This window comes from Lacinutrix himadriensis (assembly GCF_001418105.1).
GTDB classification, from domain to species: domain Bacteria; phylum Bacteroidota; class Bacteroidia; order Flavobacteriales; family Flavobacteriaceae; genus Oceanihabitans; species Oceanihabitans himadriense.
Genome location: NZ_LIQI01000006.1, coordinates 177,445 through 194,110 on the forward strand (window position 1 = coordinate 177,445; position 16,666 = coordinate 194,110).

16 protein-coding genes and 1 riboswitch are annotated in these 16,666 nt (G+C 31.1%); of the genes, 5 read left to right on the top strand and 11 right to left on the bottom strand.

Going from position 1 to position 16,666, the window contains the following annotated elements; all coding sequences use genetic code 11:
- Window positions 1-37: 37 nt before the first annotated feature.
- Window positions 38-2,890 (bottom strand): carbamoyl-phosphate synthase large subunit, encoded by a 2,853-nt coding sequence (carB, locus tag AMD28_RS01240; protein WP_055442343.1) that lies wholly within the window; start codon window positions 2,888-2,890, stop codon window positions 38-40.
- 100 nt (window positions 2,891-2,990) lie between these two features.
- Window positions 2,991-3,152 carry a 50S ribosomal protein L34 gene (rpmH, locus tag AMD28_RS01245; protein WP_034059443.1) on the bottom strand — a complete coding sequence of 54 codons (162 nt, stop codon included), beginning with the start codon at window positions 3,150-3,152 and terminating at the stop codon, window positions 2,991-2,993.
- Window positions 3,153-3,338: 186 nt separating this feature from the next.
- On the opposite strand from rpmH, the gene AMD28_RS01250 reads away from it, so the two are divergent.
- On the top strand, window positions 3,339-3,917 hold the full coding sequence (locus AMD28_RS01250) for a hypothetical protein (RefSeq protein WP_055442344.1): 579 nt from the start codon (window positions 3,339-3,341) through the stop codon (window positions 3,915-3,917).
- A 3-nt stretch (window positions 3,918-3,920) separates the two neighbouring features.
- Here the strand turns inward: AMD28_RS01250 and AMD28_RS01255 are convergent, their stop codons facing one another.
- The 3 genes from AMD28_RS01255 to AMD28_RS01270 form a co-directional block, all read right to left on the bottom strand.
- Window positions 3,921-5,231 carry a Na+/H+ antiporter NhaC family protein gene (locus tag AMD28_RS01255; RefSeq protein ID WP_055442345.1) on the bottom strand — a complete coding sequence of 437 codons (1,311 nt, stop codon included), beginning with the start codon at window positions 5,229-5,231 and terminating at the stop codon, window positions 3,921-3,923.
- A 55-nt stretch (window positions 5,232-5,286) separates the two neighbouring features.
- A riboswitch (SAM-I-IV-variant riboswitch) is annotated at window positions 5,287-5,382 on the bottom strand.
- A 158-nt stretch (window positions 5,383-5,540) separates the two neighbouring features.
- The gene (locus AMD28_RS01265) at window positions 5,541-6,470 is read right to left on the bottom strand and encodes a lytic transglycosylase domain-containing protein (protein ID WP_055442347.1); all 930 of its coding nucleotides are present in this window, start codon (window positions 6,468-6,470) and stop codon (window positions 5,541-5,543) included.
- Between the two features lie 57 nt (window positions 6,471-6,527).
- Window positions 6,528-7,190, bottom strand: coding sequence for an alpha/beta hydrolase (locus tag AMD28_RS01270; RefSeq protein ID WP_055442348.1), 663 nt, complete (start codon window positions 7,188-7,190; stop codon window positions 6,528-6,530).
- 118 nt (window positions 7,191-7,308) lie between these two features.
- On the opposite strand from AMD28_RS01270, the gene AMD28_RS01275 reads away from it, so the two are divergent.
- The gene (locus tag AMD28_RS01275; protein ID WP_193787276.1) at window positions 7,309-7,605 is read left to right on the top strand and encodes an N-acetyltransferase; all 297 of its coding nucleotides are present in this window, start codon (window positions 7,309-7,311) and stop codon (window positions 7,603-7,605) included.
- 55 nt (window positions 7,606-7,660) lie between these two features.
- Here the strand turns inward: AMD28_RS01275 and mtaB are convergent, their stop codons facing one another.
- Both mtaB and AMD28_RS01285 read right to left on the bottom strand, forming a co-directional pair.
- On the bottom strand, window positions 7,661-8,986 hold the full coding sequence (gene mtaB, locus AMD28_RS01280) for a tRNA (N(6)-L-threonylcarbamoyladenosine(37)-C(2))-methylthiotransferase MtaB (RefSeq protein ID WP_055442349.1): 1,326 nt from the start codon (window positions 8,984-8,986) through the stop codon (window positions 7,661-7,663).
- An 87-nt stretch (window positions 8,987-9,073) separates the two neighbouring features.
- Window positions 9,074-9,916 carry a T9SS type A sorting domain-containing protein gene (locus AMD28_RS01285; RefSeq protein WP_055442350.1) on the bottom strand — a complete coding sequence of 281 codons (843 nt, stop codon included), beginning with the start codon at window positions 9,914-9,916 and terminating at the stop codon, window positions 9,074-9,076.
- Between the two features lie 57 nt (window positions 9,917-9,973).
- Here AMD28_RS01285 and AMD28_RS01290 point away from each other — a divergent pair, with 57 nt between their 5' ends.
- The gene (locus AMD28_RS01290) at window positions 9,974-11,554 is read left to right on the top strand and encodes an ABC transporter substrate-binding protein (RefSeq protein ID WP_055442351.1); all 1,581 of its coding nucleotides are present in this window, start codon (window positions 9,974-9,976) and stop codon (window positions 11,552-11,554) included.
- 4 nt (window positions 11,555-11,558) lie between these two features.
- Here AMD28_RS01290 and AMD28_RS01295 read toward each other — a convergent pair whose 3' ends face one another.
- The 4 genes from AMD28_RS01295 to AMD28_RS01310 form a co-directional block, all read right to left on the bottom strand.
- A complete protein-coding gene (locus AMD28_RS01295) occupies window positions 11,559-12,278 on the bottom strand; it encodes a lysoplasmalogenase family protein (protein ID WP_055442352.1) in 720 nt (239 codons plus the stop codon).
- 145 nt (window positions 12,279-12,423) lie between these two features.
- Window positions 12,424-13,341, bottom strand: coding sequence for a TolB family protein (locus AMD28_RS01300; protein WP_161804609.1), 918 nt, complete (start codon window positions 13,339-13,341; stop codon window positions 12,424-12,426).
- Between the two features lie 22 nt (window positions 13,342-13,363).
- Window positions 13,364-14,542 carry a GlmU family protein gene (locus AMD28_RS01305; RefSeq protein ID WP_055442354.1) on the bottom strand — a complete coding sequence of 393 codons (1,179 nt, stop codon included), beginning with the start codon at window positions 14,540-14,542 and terminating at the stop codon, window positions 13,364-13,366.
- Window positions 14,543-14,643: 101 nt separating this feature from the next.
- Window positions 14,644-14,895 (bottom strand): type B 50S ribosomal protein L31, encoded by a 252-nt coding sequence (locus tag AMD28_RS01310; protein WP_055442355.1) that lies wholly within the window; start codon window positions 14,893-14,895, stop codon window positions 14,644-14,646.
- A gap of 261 nt (window positions 14,896-15,156) precedes the next feature.
- Between AMD28_RS01310 and AMD28_RS01315 the strand changes: the two genes are divergently transcribed.
- Complete coding sequence (locus tag AMD28_RS01315; RefSeq protein ID WP_055442356.1) at window positions 15,157-15,672, top strand: DUF4199 domain-containing protein; 516 nt, start codon at window positions 15,157-15,159, stop codon at window positions 15,670-15,672.
- Window positions 15,673-15,675: 3 nt separating this feature from the next.
- Window positions 15,676-16,632 carry a glycosyltransferase family 2 protein gene (locus tag AMD28_RS01320; RefSeq protein ID WP_055442357.1) on the top strand — a complete coding sequence of 319 codons (957 nt, stop codon included), beginning with the start codon at window positions 15,676-15,678 and terminating at the stop codon, window positions 16,630-16,632.
- Window positions 16,633-16,666 lie beyond the last annotated feature (34 nt).

Genomic DNA, 16,666 nt, shown 5'->3' on the forward strand with positions numbered 1-16,666 from the left:
CTAAAAATAACTCATTTAATAATAAAAACAAAAAAGTTTATTTACTCAAATACATTTTTCGTCTAGAATATAAATTATAAAACTCATCATCTTTTAAGCTATCGATAAATAAAATACTTTCTCCTGTACTTTTCATTTCTGGACCAAGTTGTTTATTTACATTATGAAACTTATTAAAAGAGAATACTGGTTGCTTAATTGCGTATCCTTTAAGTTGTGGTTTAAAGTCAAAATCGGTAACCTTCTTCTCCCCTAACATTACTTTAGTAGCATAGTTTACATAAGGCTCCCCATAAGCTTTAGAAATAAATGGTACTGTACGTGAAGCTCTAGGATTTGCTTCAATAATGTATACGATATCATCTTTAATAGCAAACTGTATGTTTATTAAACCTACAGTATTTAATGCTAAAGCAATTTTTTTAGTGTGATCTTTTATTTGTTGCATTACAAATTCCCCCAAATTAAAAGGAGGTAATGTTGCATTACTATCTCCAGAGTGAATTCCGCAAGGTTCAATATGTTCCATTATACCAATAATGTACACATTTTCACCATCACAAATAGCATCTGCCTCTGCTTCTATTGCGCCATCTAAATAATGATCTAAAAGCAATTGATTTCCTGGCATTCTTCTTAATAAATCAACAACGTGTTTTTCTAATTCTTGTTTATTAATTACAATCTTCATTCCTTGTCCACCAAGCACATAAGAAGGTCTTACCAATATAGGGAAGTCTAAAACATCTGCAATTGCTGAAGCTTCGTCTGCTGTTGTAGCAATATCAAATTCTGGATATGGAATATTATTTTCTTTCAGCATGTTAGAAAACAAACCTCTATCTTCTGCTAAATCTAAAGCTTGATAGGTAGTACCAAGAATTTTGATTCCGTATCTATCTAATTTTTCAGCAAGTTTTAAAGCCGTTTGTCCACCAAGTTGCACGATAACACCTTCTGGTTTTTCGTGTTTAATGATATCATAAATATGTTCCCAAAAAACAGGTTCAAAGTATAATTTATCTGCAGTATCAAAATCGGTAGAAACCGTTTCTGGATTACAGTTAATCATGATGGTTTCATAACCACATTCCGCGGCAGCTAATACACCATGAACACAACAATAATCGAACTCGATACCTTGACCAATTCTATTTGGACCAGAACCAAGAACTATAATTTTCTTTTTATCGGAAACGACACTTTCATTATCTGCGTAACGTTTTCCGTCGGCAGTTTCTACATCATTTTCAAACGTAGAATAATAATAAGGAGTCTTTGCTTTAAATTCTGCAGCACAAGTGTCTACTAATTTATACACTCTATTGACACCTAATTCTTCCCGTTTGTTATATACCTGACTTTCTAAACAACCAAGCATGTGTGCTATTTGTCTGTCACCATATCCTTTTTGTTTGGCTTCTAGTAACAAATCTTTTTGAATGGTTTCTACTTTAAAAGTGGAAATTTCTTTTTCCAGCACGTATAATTCTTCATACTGCTTTAAGAACCACATGTCGATTTTAGTAATCTCATGAATTCTACTTAACGGAATTCCCATCTGAATAGCATCATAAATAACGAAAACACGATCCCAACTTGCATGTTTCAGCTTGCTTAAAATTTGATCGTAATCTTTATATCCTTTTCCATCTGCACCTAAACCGTTACGTTTAATCTCTAAAGATTGCGTTGCTTTATGTAATGCTTCTTGAAACGAACGTCCAATTCCCATTACTTCTCCTACAGATTTCATTTGAAGTCCGAGTGTTCTGTCACTTCCTTCAAATTTATCGAAGTTCCAACGTGGTATTTTTACAATTACATAATCTAAAGTAGGCTCAAATAAAGCTGAAGTAGATTTTGTAATCTGATTTTGTAATTCATCTAAATGATAACCGATAGCTAATTTAGCAGCAATTTTTGCAATAGGATATCCTGTTGCTTTACTCGCTAATGCGGAAGAACGCGAAACACGAGGATTAATTTCAATAGCGATTATATCTTCATTTGCGTCTGGACTAACGGCAAATTGCACATTACATCCACCAGCAAAATCACCAATACTACGCATCATATGAATGGCCATATCACGCATTCTCTGATACGTCGTATCACTTAATGTCATTGCTGGAGCAACGGTAATAGAATCTCCGGTATGAATCCCAATAGGATCCATGTTTTCAATAGAACAGATAATTACTACATTATCATTCGCATCTCGTAAAAGTTCTAATTCGTATTCCTTCCAACCTATTAATGCTTTATCGATCATTACCTCATGGATTGGAGAAATCTCTAGTCCGCGAGTTAACAATTCATCAAAGTCTTCTTCTTTATGTACAAAAGAAGCACCTGCTCCACCTAAAGTAAAAGATGCTCTAATAATTAAAGGAAAACCAAACTCTTGCGCAATTTCTTTTCCTTTTAAATATGAGGTAGCAGTAGCTTGAGGTGCCATTGGCACACCAATTTTAAGCATTAACTCTCTAAACTTCTCTCTATCTTCGGTAATATTAATAGCGTCAATATCTACACCAATAATTTCTACACCAAAATCTTTCCAAATACCTTTTTCATCTGCTTCAATACATAAATTTAAAGCGGTTTGTCCTCCCATTGTAGGCAAAACAGCGTCAATTTGCGGATGTTCTTTTAATATTTGAATTAAAGACTTACTAGTTAAAGGCAACAAGTATACATGATCCGCCATAGAGGGATCTGTCATGATAGTTGCAGGATTAGAATTAATTAAAACGGTTTCGATACCGTCTTCTCTTAAGGAGCGTAAGGCTTGAGTTCCTGAATAATCAAACTCACAGGCTTGCCCTATAACAATTGGTCCAGAACCAATAATTAAAATCGATTTTAGTTGCGTGTTTTTTGGCATTTTATTTAATTATAGTGTGTTGCAAAAATAAAATTTATTAGATATAAAAAAAGGCGTTACACCTAAGTAACGCCTTTTATATATTAACAATTGTTAATCATTATTTTTTATGTCTTGTTTCAGTTGATACAGACAATTTCTTTCTTCCTTTAGCTCTTCTACGTGCAAGTACTTTTCTTCCATTAGCAGATGCCATTCTTTCTCTGAAACCGTGTTTGTTTCTTCTCTTTCTCTTTGATGGTTGGAACGTTCTTTTTGGCATTGTCTTATTTTTTTAAATCTTCTTAATTATATATTTTCTCAGGGTTGAGTTTCCTCAAATGTGCGCGCAAATATACAAAGCCTTTTTTATTTAACAAACCTAAATTTAAATATTTTTTTGAAATTTATTAAGCAGTGTTTTTCGTAAAAATTTAGTTTCTTTGTATTCCATAAATTTTAGTAAAAAATGTACAACAAAAATTTTAAGTTAATTATTGCGGCAGCCATAGTAGGAGCAGCTGTTTGGCAGTTTATAGAAGGTTATATTGGTAATGGTATTATGCTTATTTTATTATCATTAATATTTATTTTCTTATACTTTAAAAACGAATTTATTTTATTAGCTTTTTTAAAATTACGTAAGCAAGATTTCGAAGGCGCCAATAAATGGTTAGATAAAATCAAAAATCCGGAAGCTGCTTTGGTAACAAAACAGCAAGGTTATTTTAATTACCTTAAAGGTATTATGGTTAGCCAAACCGATATGGGTGAAGCTGAAAAGCGCTTTAAAAAAGCAATCACTCTTGGTTTATCTATGGACCATGATTTGGCTATGGCAAAATTAAACTTAGCTGGAATTGCTTTTACTAAAAGAAGAAAGCAAGAAGCGCAAATCCTTTTAAAGGAAGCTGAAAAATTAGACAAGCGTGATATGTTGAAAGAACAGATCAAAATGATGAAAGATAATATGAAGCGTGCACAAGCACCTAATCAACATTATGGTCAAGGTGGTTCTATGCGTTCGCAAAAAAGAAAAAGCAGATAATTCTTACTGAATTACCTGTTTTTTATTCGTCCTAAAAACAATAAACAAAATGGTACTTACTAATAATAATAGTAAGTACCATGTGTTTTGTACCAAGTCTATATAGTTTATTTTGCTTTGAGAAAAGCTTAAGATCATTAATACTTGTGCACCATAAGGCAATAGTCCTTGTGTGATACAAGCAAAGATATCTAAAATAGAAGCTGTCTTTTTATTATCTAAAGCATATTCATCATTAATCGTTTTAGCAATAGATCCCGCTATTATAATAGATACTGTATTATTAGCAATTGCTACATTAATAGTACTTACTAAACCTGCAATACCAAACTGCGCAGACTTTTTACTTTTAATTAAGGTTTTAATTTTATTTAAGACATAATCTATTCCTCCATTTTTTTCTACTAAAGCCGCTAAACCTCCAGTTAATAAAGACAGTAAAAATATTTCGGTCATACTTGTAAAGCCAGAATATGCAATTTTTGTGGATTCTATCAGTGTAAAGTCGCCGTAAAACAGTCCTAAGATACCTGCAGAAATAATTCCTAAAAGGAGAGTTACAAATACATTTACTCCAAAAACGGAAAGTAAAATAACTAAAACATAAGGTAGTATCTTGATTATATTATAAGTGTAGATTGCATTTTCAGCCGTATTTGTTTCCAAATCAAAACCTTGAACCATTAAGATTATAGAAGTAATAATTGCAGCAGGAAGTGCTATTTTTATATTTTCTTTAAACTTATCACTCATCTTACAATCTAGAGATTGCGTTGCAGCAATAGTAGTATCGGATATTACAGATAGATTATCTCCAAACATAGAACCACCAAGTAATGCACCACAAAGTATTGCTAGAGATGTTCCTCCTTGATCTGCAATACCCATAATAATTGGTGCTAAAGTAACAATGGCACCAACCGAAGTTCCTGTAGAAACAGATAAAAAAGCTGCAATAATAAACACACCAAAATAAATATATTCAATAGCAATGAAGTCTAAACCTAGATTTACAATAGCATCTACACTTCCTGTAGATTTAGTAATAGCAGCAAAAGCTCCTGCTAATAAATAGATTAAACACATGGTTAGTATTTTATCATCTCCACAACCTTTTAAAAGCGTTTTAATTTTAGAGTTCACCGATTGCTTAAACATTACAAAAGCAACTATAATACCTAAGATAACAGCTATAGGAGCTGGAAGTGCGTAAAAGTCGTTTTGATATAAACCAACACCTAAAAAAGTAAATACGAATACAAATAATGGAATTAGTGCTGTAAAACTTGGTGTAATAGGATTCAATTTTGCCATTTTTTCATTTTTTCATTTTAATAGAAAGAAGACAAAAAGCAAATAGAAAAGAAATTGAATTAACATTTTTTCCAAAATATTGGCTTATCGCTTTAGCACCTTGCTTGTTATTGCAGGTTGCTATCTCCTTTCGAGATTCTTGATAATTATTATAAGTCGGCAAATATATAAGAATAAAGTCTTGGCGCCATCCTAAATTAGATAATTTTAACAAACTATTTAATAAATGAAAAACCACTACCATTTTAAACAAAAAAAAAGGATAGCTTTACACGTAAAGCTATCCTTTTTCAGTTCGCAAACATTTATTTAAGGGTTTGTGTTATAGTATCCTTCTCGAGGAATATCTATTAAATATTTTTTTCTAGATGCATTATTAAGTTTTGGTTCACGCAACCAAGGATTGTGTAGTTTAAGTATTTTGTAGTTAATACCAAATCCTTTAGCAAAACTAGCAAAATCTGTTACTACGGTATCTACTTCTACCTTATAGGTTGGAATATATCCATATAAATCTTTCTCTCTAAAATTAAATCCATACTTATCTGGATGGCTTAAAATTTCTTTAAGTGCGATGATTCTAAAAACATAACGTCCTGTTTCCTCTCCTAAAAGTAAATCGTAATAACTAGAAACATCTTGTTCTTTTAACCTTCTTGCCATTCCTGCCATTCCTGCATTATACCCAGAAGCTGCAAGCGTCCATGAACCCAACTTATCTTTAGATTTTTTTAAATACTCACAAGCAACCTCTGTTGCTAATTCTATATTATAGCGCTCATCAACATTATCATTCACTTCTAAGCCATATTCTCTTCCGGTATCTTTCATTATTTGCCAAACACCACTTGCTCCTGCATGCGATCTCGCGTTTGTAAGTCCGCTTTCAATAACTGCTAAATATTTAAAATCGTCAGGAATACCATGTTTTGCAAGAATAGGTTCTATTATTGGAAAGTATTTTCGCGCACGTTTAAACATTAAAAAACCATTAGATTGCCAGTAGGTATTTACTAACAATTCTCTATCCATACGTTCTAGAATATCTGGATTATGCAATGGTACTTGTTCCCCAGCAAAATCTAAGTAACTAGGTACTTGTAACGCGTAAACGTTATAATCGTTGATTAGCTTTTTTTCAAAATTTTCATCTGTTGGAGCGTCTTGCAGCGCAAAAACAAACATCCCACATATCCCAAATAGTCCAACTAGCGCGAGTGCATTTTTAATCCTTTTCATAGTCCTTGATTTTTTTTTATAAAGTTAAATAATATCTAGCAAAATTTACGCCAGAAATTACTGCAATATCAATTTGGGTAAATTTTCATTAAACCACTTGTATTTATTAATAATCATAATATGCGTTCCTCCTTTAACGGTGATACAATCGGTAATATGTTTATAAGGAAAAACCATGTCTTTATCCCCATGAATATGAATAACTCCTGGTATTGGTTTATCTTGCTCCCAACATACTACTTGCTCAATTGCCCAATCTAAATACGCTGTACTAGTTACAGACATATATTTTTTATAAAGCTCTACTCTTTTAGCTACACTTTTACCAAAGGTATATTTTGCTAAGGCATCTATATTACCAGCTAAACTAGTTGGCAAAATTTTATAAGCCTTGGTATGTTTTGCAATTTTCATACGTTTTGGCAACTCATGCATCGTTTTCACAGAAGATACAACAAAAAGTTTTCTTAGCTTAATATGCTTACTCATTTCTTGCACTAAGATACCTCCAAAAGAAACACCTAATAGCACTACATCATCCTCTTTAATGAAAAGTGTCATACGTTTTGCATAATCACTTATAGATTCATTTTTATGAGGAATCACCCATTCTAACCAGTGTATTTGAAACTGATTTTCGGGTAATTTTATATGCTCAAAAATTGTAGGATTAGCGGCCATTCCTGGCATTAAATACACGTGTATAAGTTCTTGATTCATTAGTTTTTAAGTTCTTAATAACTATAAATAACCGATTAATTTTCGTAAATTTACTCCACAAAACTATGCAAAAAAGTTTTGACTCCTTATTTTTCTATTGAATTAAAACAAATTAATTATGATTGATGCAGCTGAATTAATTGATAATGACTTCTTACGTCAATATGAATTAAAAATTGAAGATGAATTAGCAAAAATTGAATATTCCCTTCAAGAAAGAAAAATATTTTTAACCAAACTTATAATTCCTGAGAACTTATTTTCTGAAGATTTTCAAAATGAATTTATAGTACTTGTTCTAAAAAATATTGAAGAAAGAAACCTAAGCGTTGTTCCTACAAGTCCGGAAATAGCTAAGTTTATTAGAAAAAACAGGAAATATAAAAGTATGTTACCTGTAGGATTAAGAATTTAACACGTATACAATTACTGTTTACTAAAAAAAACGGAAGCAAATGCTTCCGTTTTTTTTATGCCAATTCTTTTATAAAGTCAAATCTTACTATACCATCATCATCAATTTTGGTAAGTGTTACATCCTGTAATGTATTAACTAACTCTGGATTCCAAGGTGTTTTTACTTTTACATAATTTTCGGTAAAACCGTGTATGTAGCCTTCTTTATTCTCACTTTCAAACAAAACGGTTCTAGAACTACCTATTTGGCTTTCATAATATGCTCTTCGCATCTTTACCGACAAACCTCGTAGCATTTTACTACGCTTTGCTCTTACGTTTTTAGGCACTTCACCTTCCATAGTAGCGGCAACGGTATTATCTCTTTCCGAATACGTAAAAACGTGTAAATAAGAAATATCTAATCCGTTTAAAAAGTTATAGGTTTCTAAGAACATTTCGTCTGTTTCACCAGGGAAACCAACTATTACATCTACGCCAATACAAGCGTGAGGCATCACTTCTTTTATTTTATTAACGCGATCTACATACAACTCTTTCATGTATCTTCTTCGCATTAATTTTAAAATTTCATTATTTCCGCTTTGCAAAGGAATATGAAAATGAGGTACAAATATTCTGCTTTTAGAAACAAAATCTATGGTTTCATTTTTCAATAAATTTGGTTCTATTGAAGATATTCGTAAACGCTCAATACCTTCCACTTTATCTAATGCTTGCACTAGTTCATAGAACGTATGCTCGTGTTTTTTATTACCAAATTCCCCTTTTCCATAATCACCAATATTAACTCCGGTAAGTACAATCTCTTTTATTCCTTTTTCTGAAATCTCCTTTGCATTTTTAAGTACATTTAAAAGTTCATCACTTCTAGAAATACCTCGTGCTAAAGGAATGGTACAATAAGTACATTTATAATCACAACCATCTTGTACTTTTAAGAAAGCACGTGTTCTGTCTCCAATAGAGTAGCTACCAACATAAAAATCTGCTTCTTCAATTTCGCAAGAATGTACTTCTCCAAAATCATTTTTAGAAAGGTCGTTTATGTAGTCTGTGATTTTAAATTTTTCGGTAGCACCAAGCACTAAATCTACACCATGTACATCTGCTAATTCTTGTGGTTTTAGCTGGGCATAACAACCTACTGCTGCCACAAAAGCATCCGGATTAATCTTTTGCGCTTGTTTTACAATCGTTTTAAATCGTTTATCTGCATTTTCTGTAACAGAACATGTATTAATAACATATATATCTGCTTCTTCCTTAAAATCTACGCGTTCAAAACCTTCATCTTTAAAGTTTCTAGCAATAGTAGATGTTTCCGAAAAATTAAGTTTACAACCTAAAGTATAAAATGCGACTTTTTTTTGTGCCATGAATTGAATAATAAAACGATGCAAAATTACATAAAAAGAGCGTTTTAACTAGTTAAAACGCTCTTTTTATTCTTTTAAAAAAAATATCTAATTCTTGATTACTTTTTTATTAATACTTCCTTTATCGGTTTTTATATGTAGCATATATATACCATTACTTAAATTTGAAATATTAATTTTAGTTGTATTGGTAAAGCTTAAAACGCTTTTTCCTGTTATATCAAACAACTCTACTTTTTCAATACTATCTGTATTAGCCATATTAATATGAATAAAGTCCTTAGTTGGATTTGGATAAACGGAAATTGCTTCTAAACTGTTATCATCAATACTTAAAGTAACAAAATCTCTAACACTCATAAGTATATGTACGTCTGGAAAACCAGATCCCACATTTGCCATATCGGTAGGAGAATTGATACTACATCCTGCAGATGAAATATAGGTAGGTGCCGATTGACCTAAATTATTTGATGCTAGACTAAATTGTGCAGTAGCACTATCTGGTATTTCAATAGTACTAACTAAATAATTTGTAGTTACTGTTGCTACAATTGGGACTGTTTTAATAGTTCCGGCATCTGCATCAACAATAGGCACAGGTACTCTAGCTATTTCTGTTAAAGCAGCTCCTGGCAAATCTACAGTTGCCGAATAAATAACAACATCTATGGTTAATGGTTCTGTAGGATCTATAATAGCATTTTCTACACCAAAAGAAACTTCCAGAACACTAAATGGAGATACACCCATTGTCGCTATATCAAAACTTCTGTAATAAGTATTATCAGAAGTAATTCCTCCTGCTTGACAGGAAACTGTACCTGGTACAATAGTCGTAGGATCTGTAGAATGTGTTAAAGTTGTTTGGGCATTTATAGCACAAACAAAAAATATACTTAATAAAAATAACATGTAATTTTTTTTCATAATTTTAAATTTTAAATGAATACTATTGTATACAATATATAACTTTAAATGTTTTAAATGAAATTTCGCTTTCTAGTTTTTATCTTACTTTTAGGTTGTGTCACCAAAAAAGAAAACAAAAACACTGTGTTTCGCTATAACGAGCACAAAAATATAGGTTCTTTAGATCCAGCCTTTGCTAAAGACAATGCAGATATTTGGGCAATTCATCAATTATTTAATGGATTGGTGCAAATGGATGAAAACTTAAACGTGCAGCCTTGTATTGCCAAAAGTTGGTCAATTTCTCCCGATGCACTTACCTACTCCTTTTTACTTCGTGATGATGTGAATTTTCATAAGCATGTTCTTTTTAATAAAGATTCTACCAGAAATGTTATTGCTAGTGATTTTGAATACAGCTTCCATCGTTTAAAAGATAAAAAAGTAGCTTCATCTGGAAGTTGGGTATTAAACAAAGTGGAACATTTTAAAGCAATAAACGATTCTGTTTTTCAAATACAATTAAAACAACCTTTTCCTGCATTTTTAGGATTGTTAACCATGAAGTATTGCTCTGTAGTACCAAAAGAAGTTGTTACGCATTATGGTAGTGATTTTAGAGCAAACCCAATTGGTACCGGTCCTTTTTTATTTAAACGTTGGGAAGAAAACATCAAACTTGTTTTTAGAAAGAATGTCGATTATTTTGAAAAAGATACAAACGGAAATCCCTTTCCATATCTAGAAGCTGTGGCTATTACCTTTTTACCAGATAAGCAAAGTGAGTTTTTACAATTTGCACAAGGTAATTTAGATTTTGTATCTGGTTTAGATGCTTCGTATAAAGATGAAATTTTAACTGCTACTGGTACGCTTCGTGATTTGTATGTTCCTGATGTAAATATGATTCGTGGTCCGTATTTAAACACAGAATACCTTGGTTTTTATATGGATACGGAAGCTAATGAAGTACAATCTAAATTGCTTAGGCAAGCCGTGAACTTTGGTTTCGACAGAAAAAAAATGATGACCTATTTAAGAAATGGGATTGGTATTGCCGCAAATGGAGGTTTTATTCCAAAAGGACTTCCTGGTTATAATGCAACTATAGGTTATACTTATCAACCAGAAAAAGCAAAAAATTTAGTTGCAAAATATATAAACGAAACTGGAAATAAAAACCCAGAAATCACACTTACTACCACTAGTAATTATTTGAGTTTTTGCGAGTATATACAACGAGAATTAAAAAAAACAGGACTAAATATTAAAGTAGACGTTGTTCCTGCTTCTGCTTTAAAAGAAGCAAAGTCTAACGGAAAAACAGATATGTTTAGAGCAAGTTGGGTAGCCGATTATCCGGATGCCGAAAATTACCTTTCTTTATATTATAGTAAGAATTTTGCACCAAACGGACCAAATTACACCCACTTTAAAAACAAACAGTTTGATCTTTGGTATGAACAGGCTTTTACAGAAACAAACACTTTAAAAAGGGAAAAATTATATTCTAAAATGGACTCCTTGGTAATGCAAGAATCACCTATTATTCCTATGTTTTATGATGAAGTGGTTCGTTTTACTAGAAAAAATGTAAACGGATTAGGTATAAACCCAATTAATTTATTAGAATTAAAACAGGTCTTTAAAAAATAATTTATCAGATTTCGATACTAACATCTTCATATAAACTATTATCTATTTTCACTTTTTCTTCAATGATACCCATTACAATTAAATACTGCGAAATACCATAGAATAATATAACGGTAACCTTATCATAAAAAAAGTTGTTCTCATAAAATTGCGCTAAAACGGCAACAGAATCTGCTACTACAGAAAATAAAATTCCAATACCAACGGTTAAATAACTTTTAGCATCTACACCAGATTTTCTTAAATAAGCAAACTGTAATGTAAGCATAGCTACAAAAAGATAAGTTAAGACAGGAATAAAATAACCTCCTAGATTATCATATATAATATTTAGAACTACAAAGATGTAAACAAAACAAAAAACAACTATAGGAAGTAACCTAACTAATTTAAAATCATTTTGATTAGAAAATCTAAAAGTAAAAAACAATTTCCCCAAAATAAAGCCTAACATTCCTAAAGAAAAAAGTAAAGAAACGTCTTTAAATATTAAAAAAATATCTCCTAAAAGAAAAAAGAATAAAGCTAAAACCATGAAAACAAACTTTCTCTTAGACTTTTCATTATTATTGATCCAATAAAAGAAGACTAAAGAAACTACTATTAAAGGCTTAGTAATAAATCTAAAAGGAATAGTATCCAGTCCTAATTTTACTATTATATCAATTATAAGAATGGAAAAATAGAGTATGGAAAAGTGTAATTTATTTTTTAAAATAAACATGATATGTAACGACTAGGTATTATTTTAAGCTATGAAAGTTAATTTACAGCAACTTAAACCAAAAAACAATAAACGCCTACCTAAAAACTAAAAAATCAATTAATTTAGAATTATTATTTATAAAGTGATAAAATAAATAATGTATTTAATTGCTGAAAAAATAGTACAAATCATCGCCACCTTTTCCTTTAGGTCTAGCGGAAGAAAAATATCCCGATTCTAAATTATCATTAAGCATAAAGCTATAATCATCAAACCTAGAATTTATTGGATCATCTAGTAATTGCGCTTCACTAAAAGTTCCGTCTTCAAGAATATCACATTTATAAATGTCTAGTTGCCCTTTTCCTTTTGGTCTATTAGATGAAAAATAAAGTGCGTTATCTTTTCCTATAAAAGGGAAAAGTTCTTTTTTTCTAGTATTTACTTTTGGTCCTAAATTTTCTGGTTTTCCAAAAACATTATTTTCATTAATAGCAACTCTAAAAATATCAGTACCACCAAGAGTCCCTCGCATTGTAGACACAAAATACATAAATTTACCATCTGGACTAATTGCCGGATGCCCATAGGAAGATCTCGGGTTACAAAAAGATGGCACTTTAAAGTTAGTCCAACCAACGCCTTCTACATATTCTCCTATTTCCATTCTTAATTTGGATGCTTTTTGCGATAAATTAGCATCTCGTGTAGTATTATAAACATTGGTAGTAATCACCATGTATTTTTTATCGGTTGTATAAAAAGCAGCAGCAGACATATTAAAAGCATCACTGTCTAACTTACTTGGCAACGGACTAACATTATTAATTTCGCCATCTGGATCTATTTCTCCTTGATATAAGGTTACTAAAGGTGTACCATTAAGAAATTCTTGTTTTCCTCTTTTGGTTAATAAATTTGAAGTAAAAACGATTTTATTATCTTCTAAATAAGAGACCCCAAAATGATTGTTCTCATCGTTAAGTTTTAAGTTAACAATATTCCTTTTATCGTTTTGAGAAAAACCTTTAAAACTAATGCATAACAGCATTAAATAACAAACCCAAAATGTATTTTTCATAATTAGCACAATAGTAAATAACTTAATAATTGCTTCGCCATTTTTTAGTGTCGTTAAAAACATGTTCTAAAATTGCTTCATCCTCTTCTGTAAAGTCAATATCTCTTCTAGACATAACTACTTTAGCAACTTCGAACGCTTTCTTAGTTAAGTATGTTGTAAAACCACTATTCCCTCCCCAGGAAAAACTTGGCACAAAATTTCTTGGAAAACCGCTTCCAAATATATTTGCGCAAACTCCAACAACTGTGCCAGTGTTGAACATTGTATTTATACCACACTTACTATGATCTCCCATCATTAATCCGCAAAACTGTAAACCTGTTCTTGCAAAACCCTCTGTTTCATAACTCCAAAGTCTAACTTCTGCGTAGTTATTTTTAAGGTTAGAGTTGTTTGTGTCTGCGCCAAGGTTACACCATTCTCCTAAAACGGAGTTTCCTAAAAAGCCATCATGCCCTTTGTTAGAATACCCAAATAGCACCGAATTATTTACCTCTCCTCCTACTTTACTATGTGGTCCTACAGTGGTTGGCCCATAAATTTTGGCTCCCATTTTTACTGTTGCATCATTACATAATGCAAAAGGCCCACGAATGATACTTCCTTCCATGACTTCTGCATTTTCACCAATATAAATGGGTCCAGAACTAGCATTTAAAGTTGCAAATTCTAGCTTTGCTCCTTCTTCAAGAAAGATATTTTCTGCTGCAATGATATTATTAGAACTTGGAATTGGTTGCGATTTTCTTCCTTTTGTTAAAAGTTCAAAATCTTCTTGAATTGCTTCTCCATTTTTAGAGAAAATATCCCAAGTATTTTCAATTTTTAATATTTCTTGAGTATACTCAATAGCTTCGTAAGTACTTAAGTCTATATCTTCTTGTGCTTCTACAGTAAAAAAAGCAATAACTTCATCGTCGTTAAAAATAGCTTGATTTTCTTCTAACGAATTAATCATTTCTACCAATTCATAATCTGGAAGATAGGATGCATTTATCATTACATTCTTTTCCATTTCCACCATTGGATATTTTTCAGATAAATAATCTTCTGTAATTGTAGTGGTTGTAGATCCTAAATGTTTTTCCCATTTTTCTCTAATGGTTAAAATACCAACACGAATGTCTGCAACAGGACGTGTATATGTAAATGGAAGTAATTGGTTACGAGAAGGTCCATCAAAAAGAATGTAATTCATTGGTATAGAGTTTAAGTGTAAATCAAAAGTAGTCTAAATATTAAAAACAAAAAAGCCTTTCAATATTTTGAAAGGCTTTAATAAAATATCTATAAGCTAAATTATTTTTTAAACTTAGCGTATTTAGTTTTGAACTTATCAATACGACCAGCGGTATCAATTAATTTAGATTTACCTGTATAAAACGGGTGAGATGTTCTTGAAATCTCCATTTTTACTAATGGGTATTCAACACCATCAACTTCTAATGTTTCTGACGTATTTGCAGTAGATTTTGTTAAAAACACATCTTCATTTGACATATCTTTAAATGCTACTAATCTATAATTTTCTGGATGTATTCCTTTTCTCATCACTAAATGCTTTAATTTCTTAACTAATTTTGAGGTGCAAATTTAAGTATTTTTTACTAATGCACAATATTTTTTGTAAAAATAATTCAATTAAAATGAATTAAAGCAAAAATACGGGATTAATTAGGAAAAGATTTCCACTTTCATTTACATTATTATTACTTAATTTATTAAGATTCCCACTTTCGTGGGAATAAAATGTAACGTTTTGCTATATTTGTTTACTAACAATTCTATAAACTAACAAATCAAAAAATAATTATGGAATCACAAAATGTATCAGTAGCCAGTTTTGCTAAAAATTACGGATTAGTATTAGGGTTAATTCTAGTTCTAATAACAGTTATTATGTATGTAACTGGTATGCAGTTGGAAGGCATACAATGGCCAATGTATTTATATTATATCATTTTTCCAGCAACAATTATTTATGCTATTAGCCAATACAAAAAAACAAATGCTAATCTTTTAAGTTTAAGACAAGCTATAAAAATTGGTTTATTGGTTGCAGTAATTAGTGCACTTGTATTTGCAGTTTACTCTCTAGTTTTTAATTATATTATAGATCCAGAATTTCAAGGCTTAGCAATGGAAGCTGTTAGAGATAAATTATTAGAAAACCCAAATTTAACCGAAGAGATCGTTGACAAACAAATGGATATGATGGAAAAATTTTCTAGTCCATTAATAGCAAACGCTGCATTTATAGCCTTTAGTTCTATTTTTGGCTTAATTTATTCTCTAATTGGAGGATTAATAATGAAAAAAGAAGCATAATACATGAATATATCAGTAGTCATACCACTACTTAACGAACAAGAATCTTTAACAGAGTTACATGATTGGATTGCAAAAGTTATGCATTCCAATCATTTTTCTTATGAAATCCTTTTTATTGATGATGGTAGTACAGACGATTCTTGGAAAATCATTACCCAATTATCACAAAAAGACACCAATGTAAAAGGTATTCGATTCTTAAAAAACTTTGGAAAATCGCAAGCACTACATGCGGGTTTTGAAAAAGCTAAAGGAAACGTGGTTATTACCATGGATGCCGATTTACAAGACAATCCAGACGAAATACCAGAACTTTACAACATGATTGTTAAAGATGGTTTCGATTTGGTTTCTGGTTGGAAAAAGAAACGTTACGATTCTGTTATATCCAAGAATATGCCTTCCAAACTTTTTAATTGGGCAGCACGAAAAACATCTGGAGTTCAACTGCATGATTTTAATTGTGGTTTAAAAGCATACCATAATGATGTTGTAAAAAACATAGACGTAAATGGTGAAATGCACCGTTACATTCCTGTACTTTCTAAAAATGCTGGTTTTACAAAAATTGGAGAGAAAGTAGTACAACATCAAGCTAGAAAATATGGAGAAACAAAATTTGGTATAGATAGATTTATACATGGTTTTCTAGATTTAATAACCATTTGGTTTTTATCCAGATTTGGAAAAAGGCCCATGCATCTCTTTGGTGCTCTTGGTTTTTTAATGTTTGCCATTGGTTTTGGCTTTGCTATATATTTAGGTATAGATAAGCTTTACTTAAACCCAACAGGTAGACTAATTACCCAACGTCCGCAATTTTATATTTCTTTAGTTACCATGATTATTGGTACACAATTTTTTGTTGCTGGATTTTTAGGCGAGATTATTTTAAGAACAAAATCAGACAAAAAACGCTATTTGGTTAAAGAGGAAATTGATCTAGCATCCATTTAATCTTTAGCATTTCCGTATTTTTGCATAATAATTA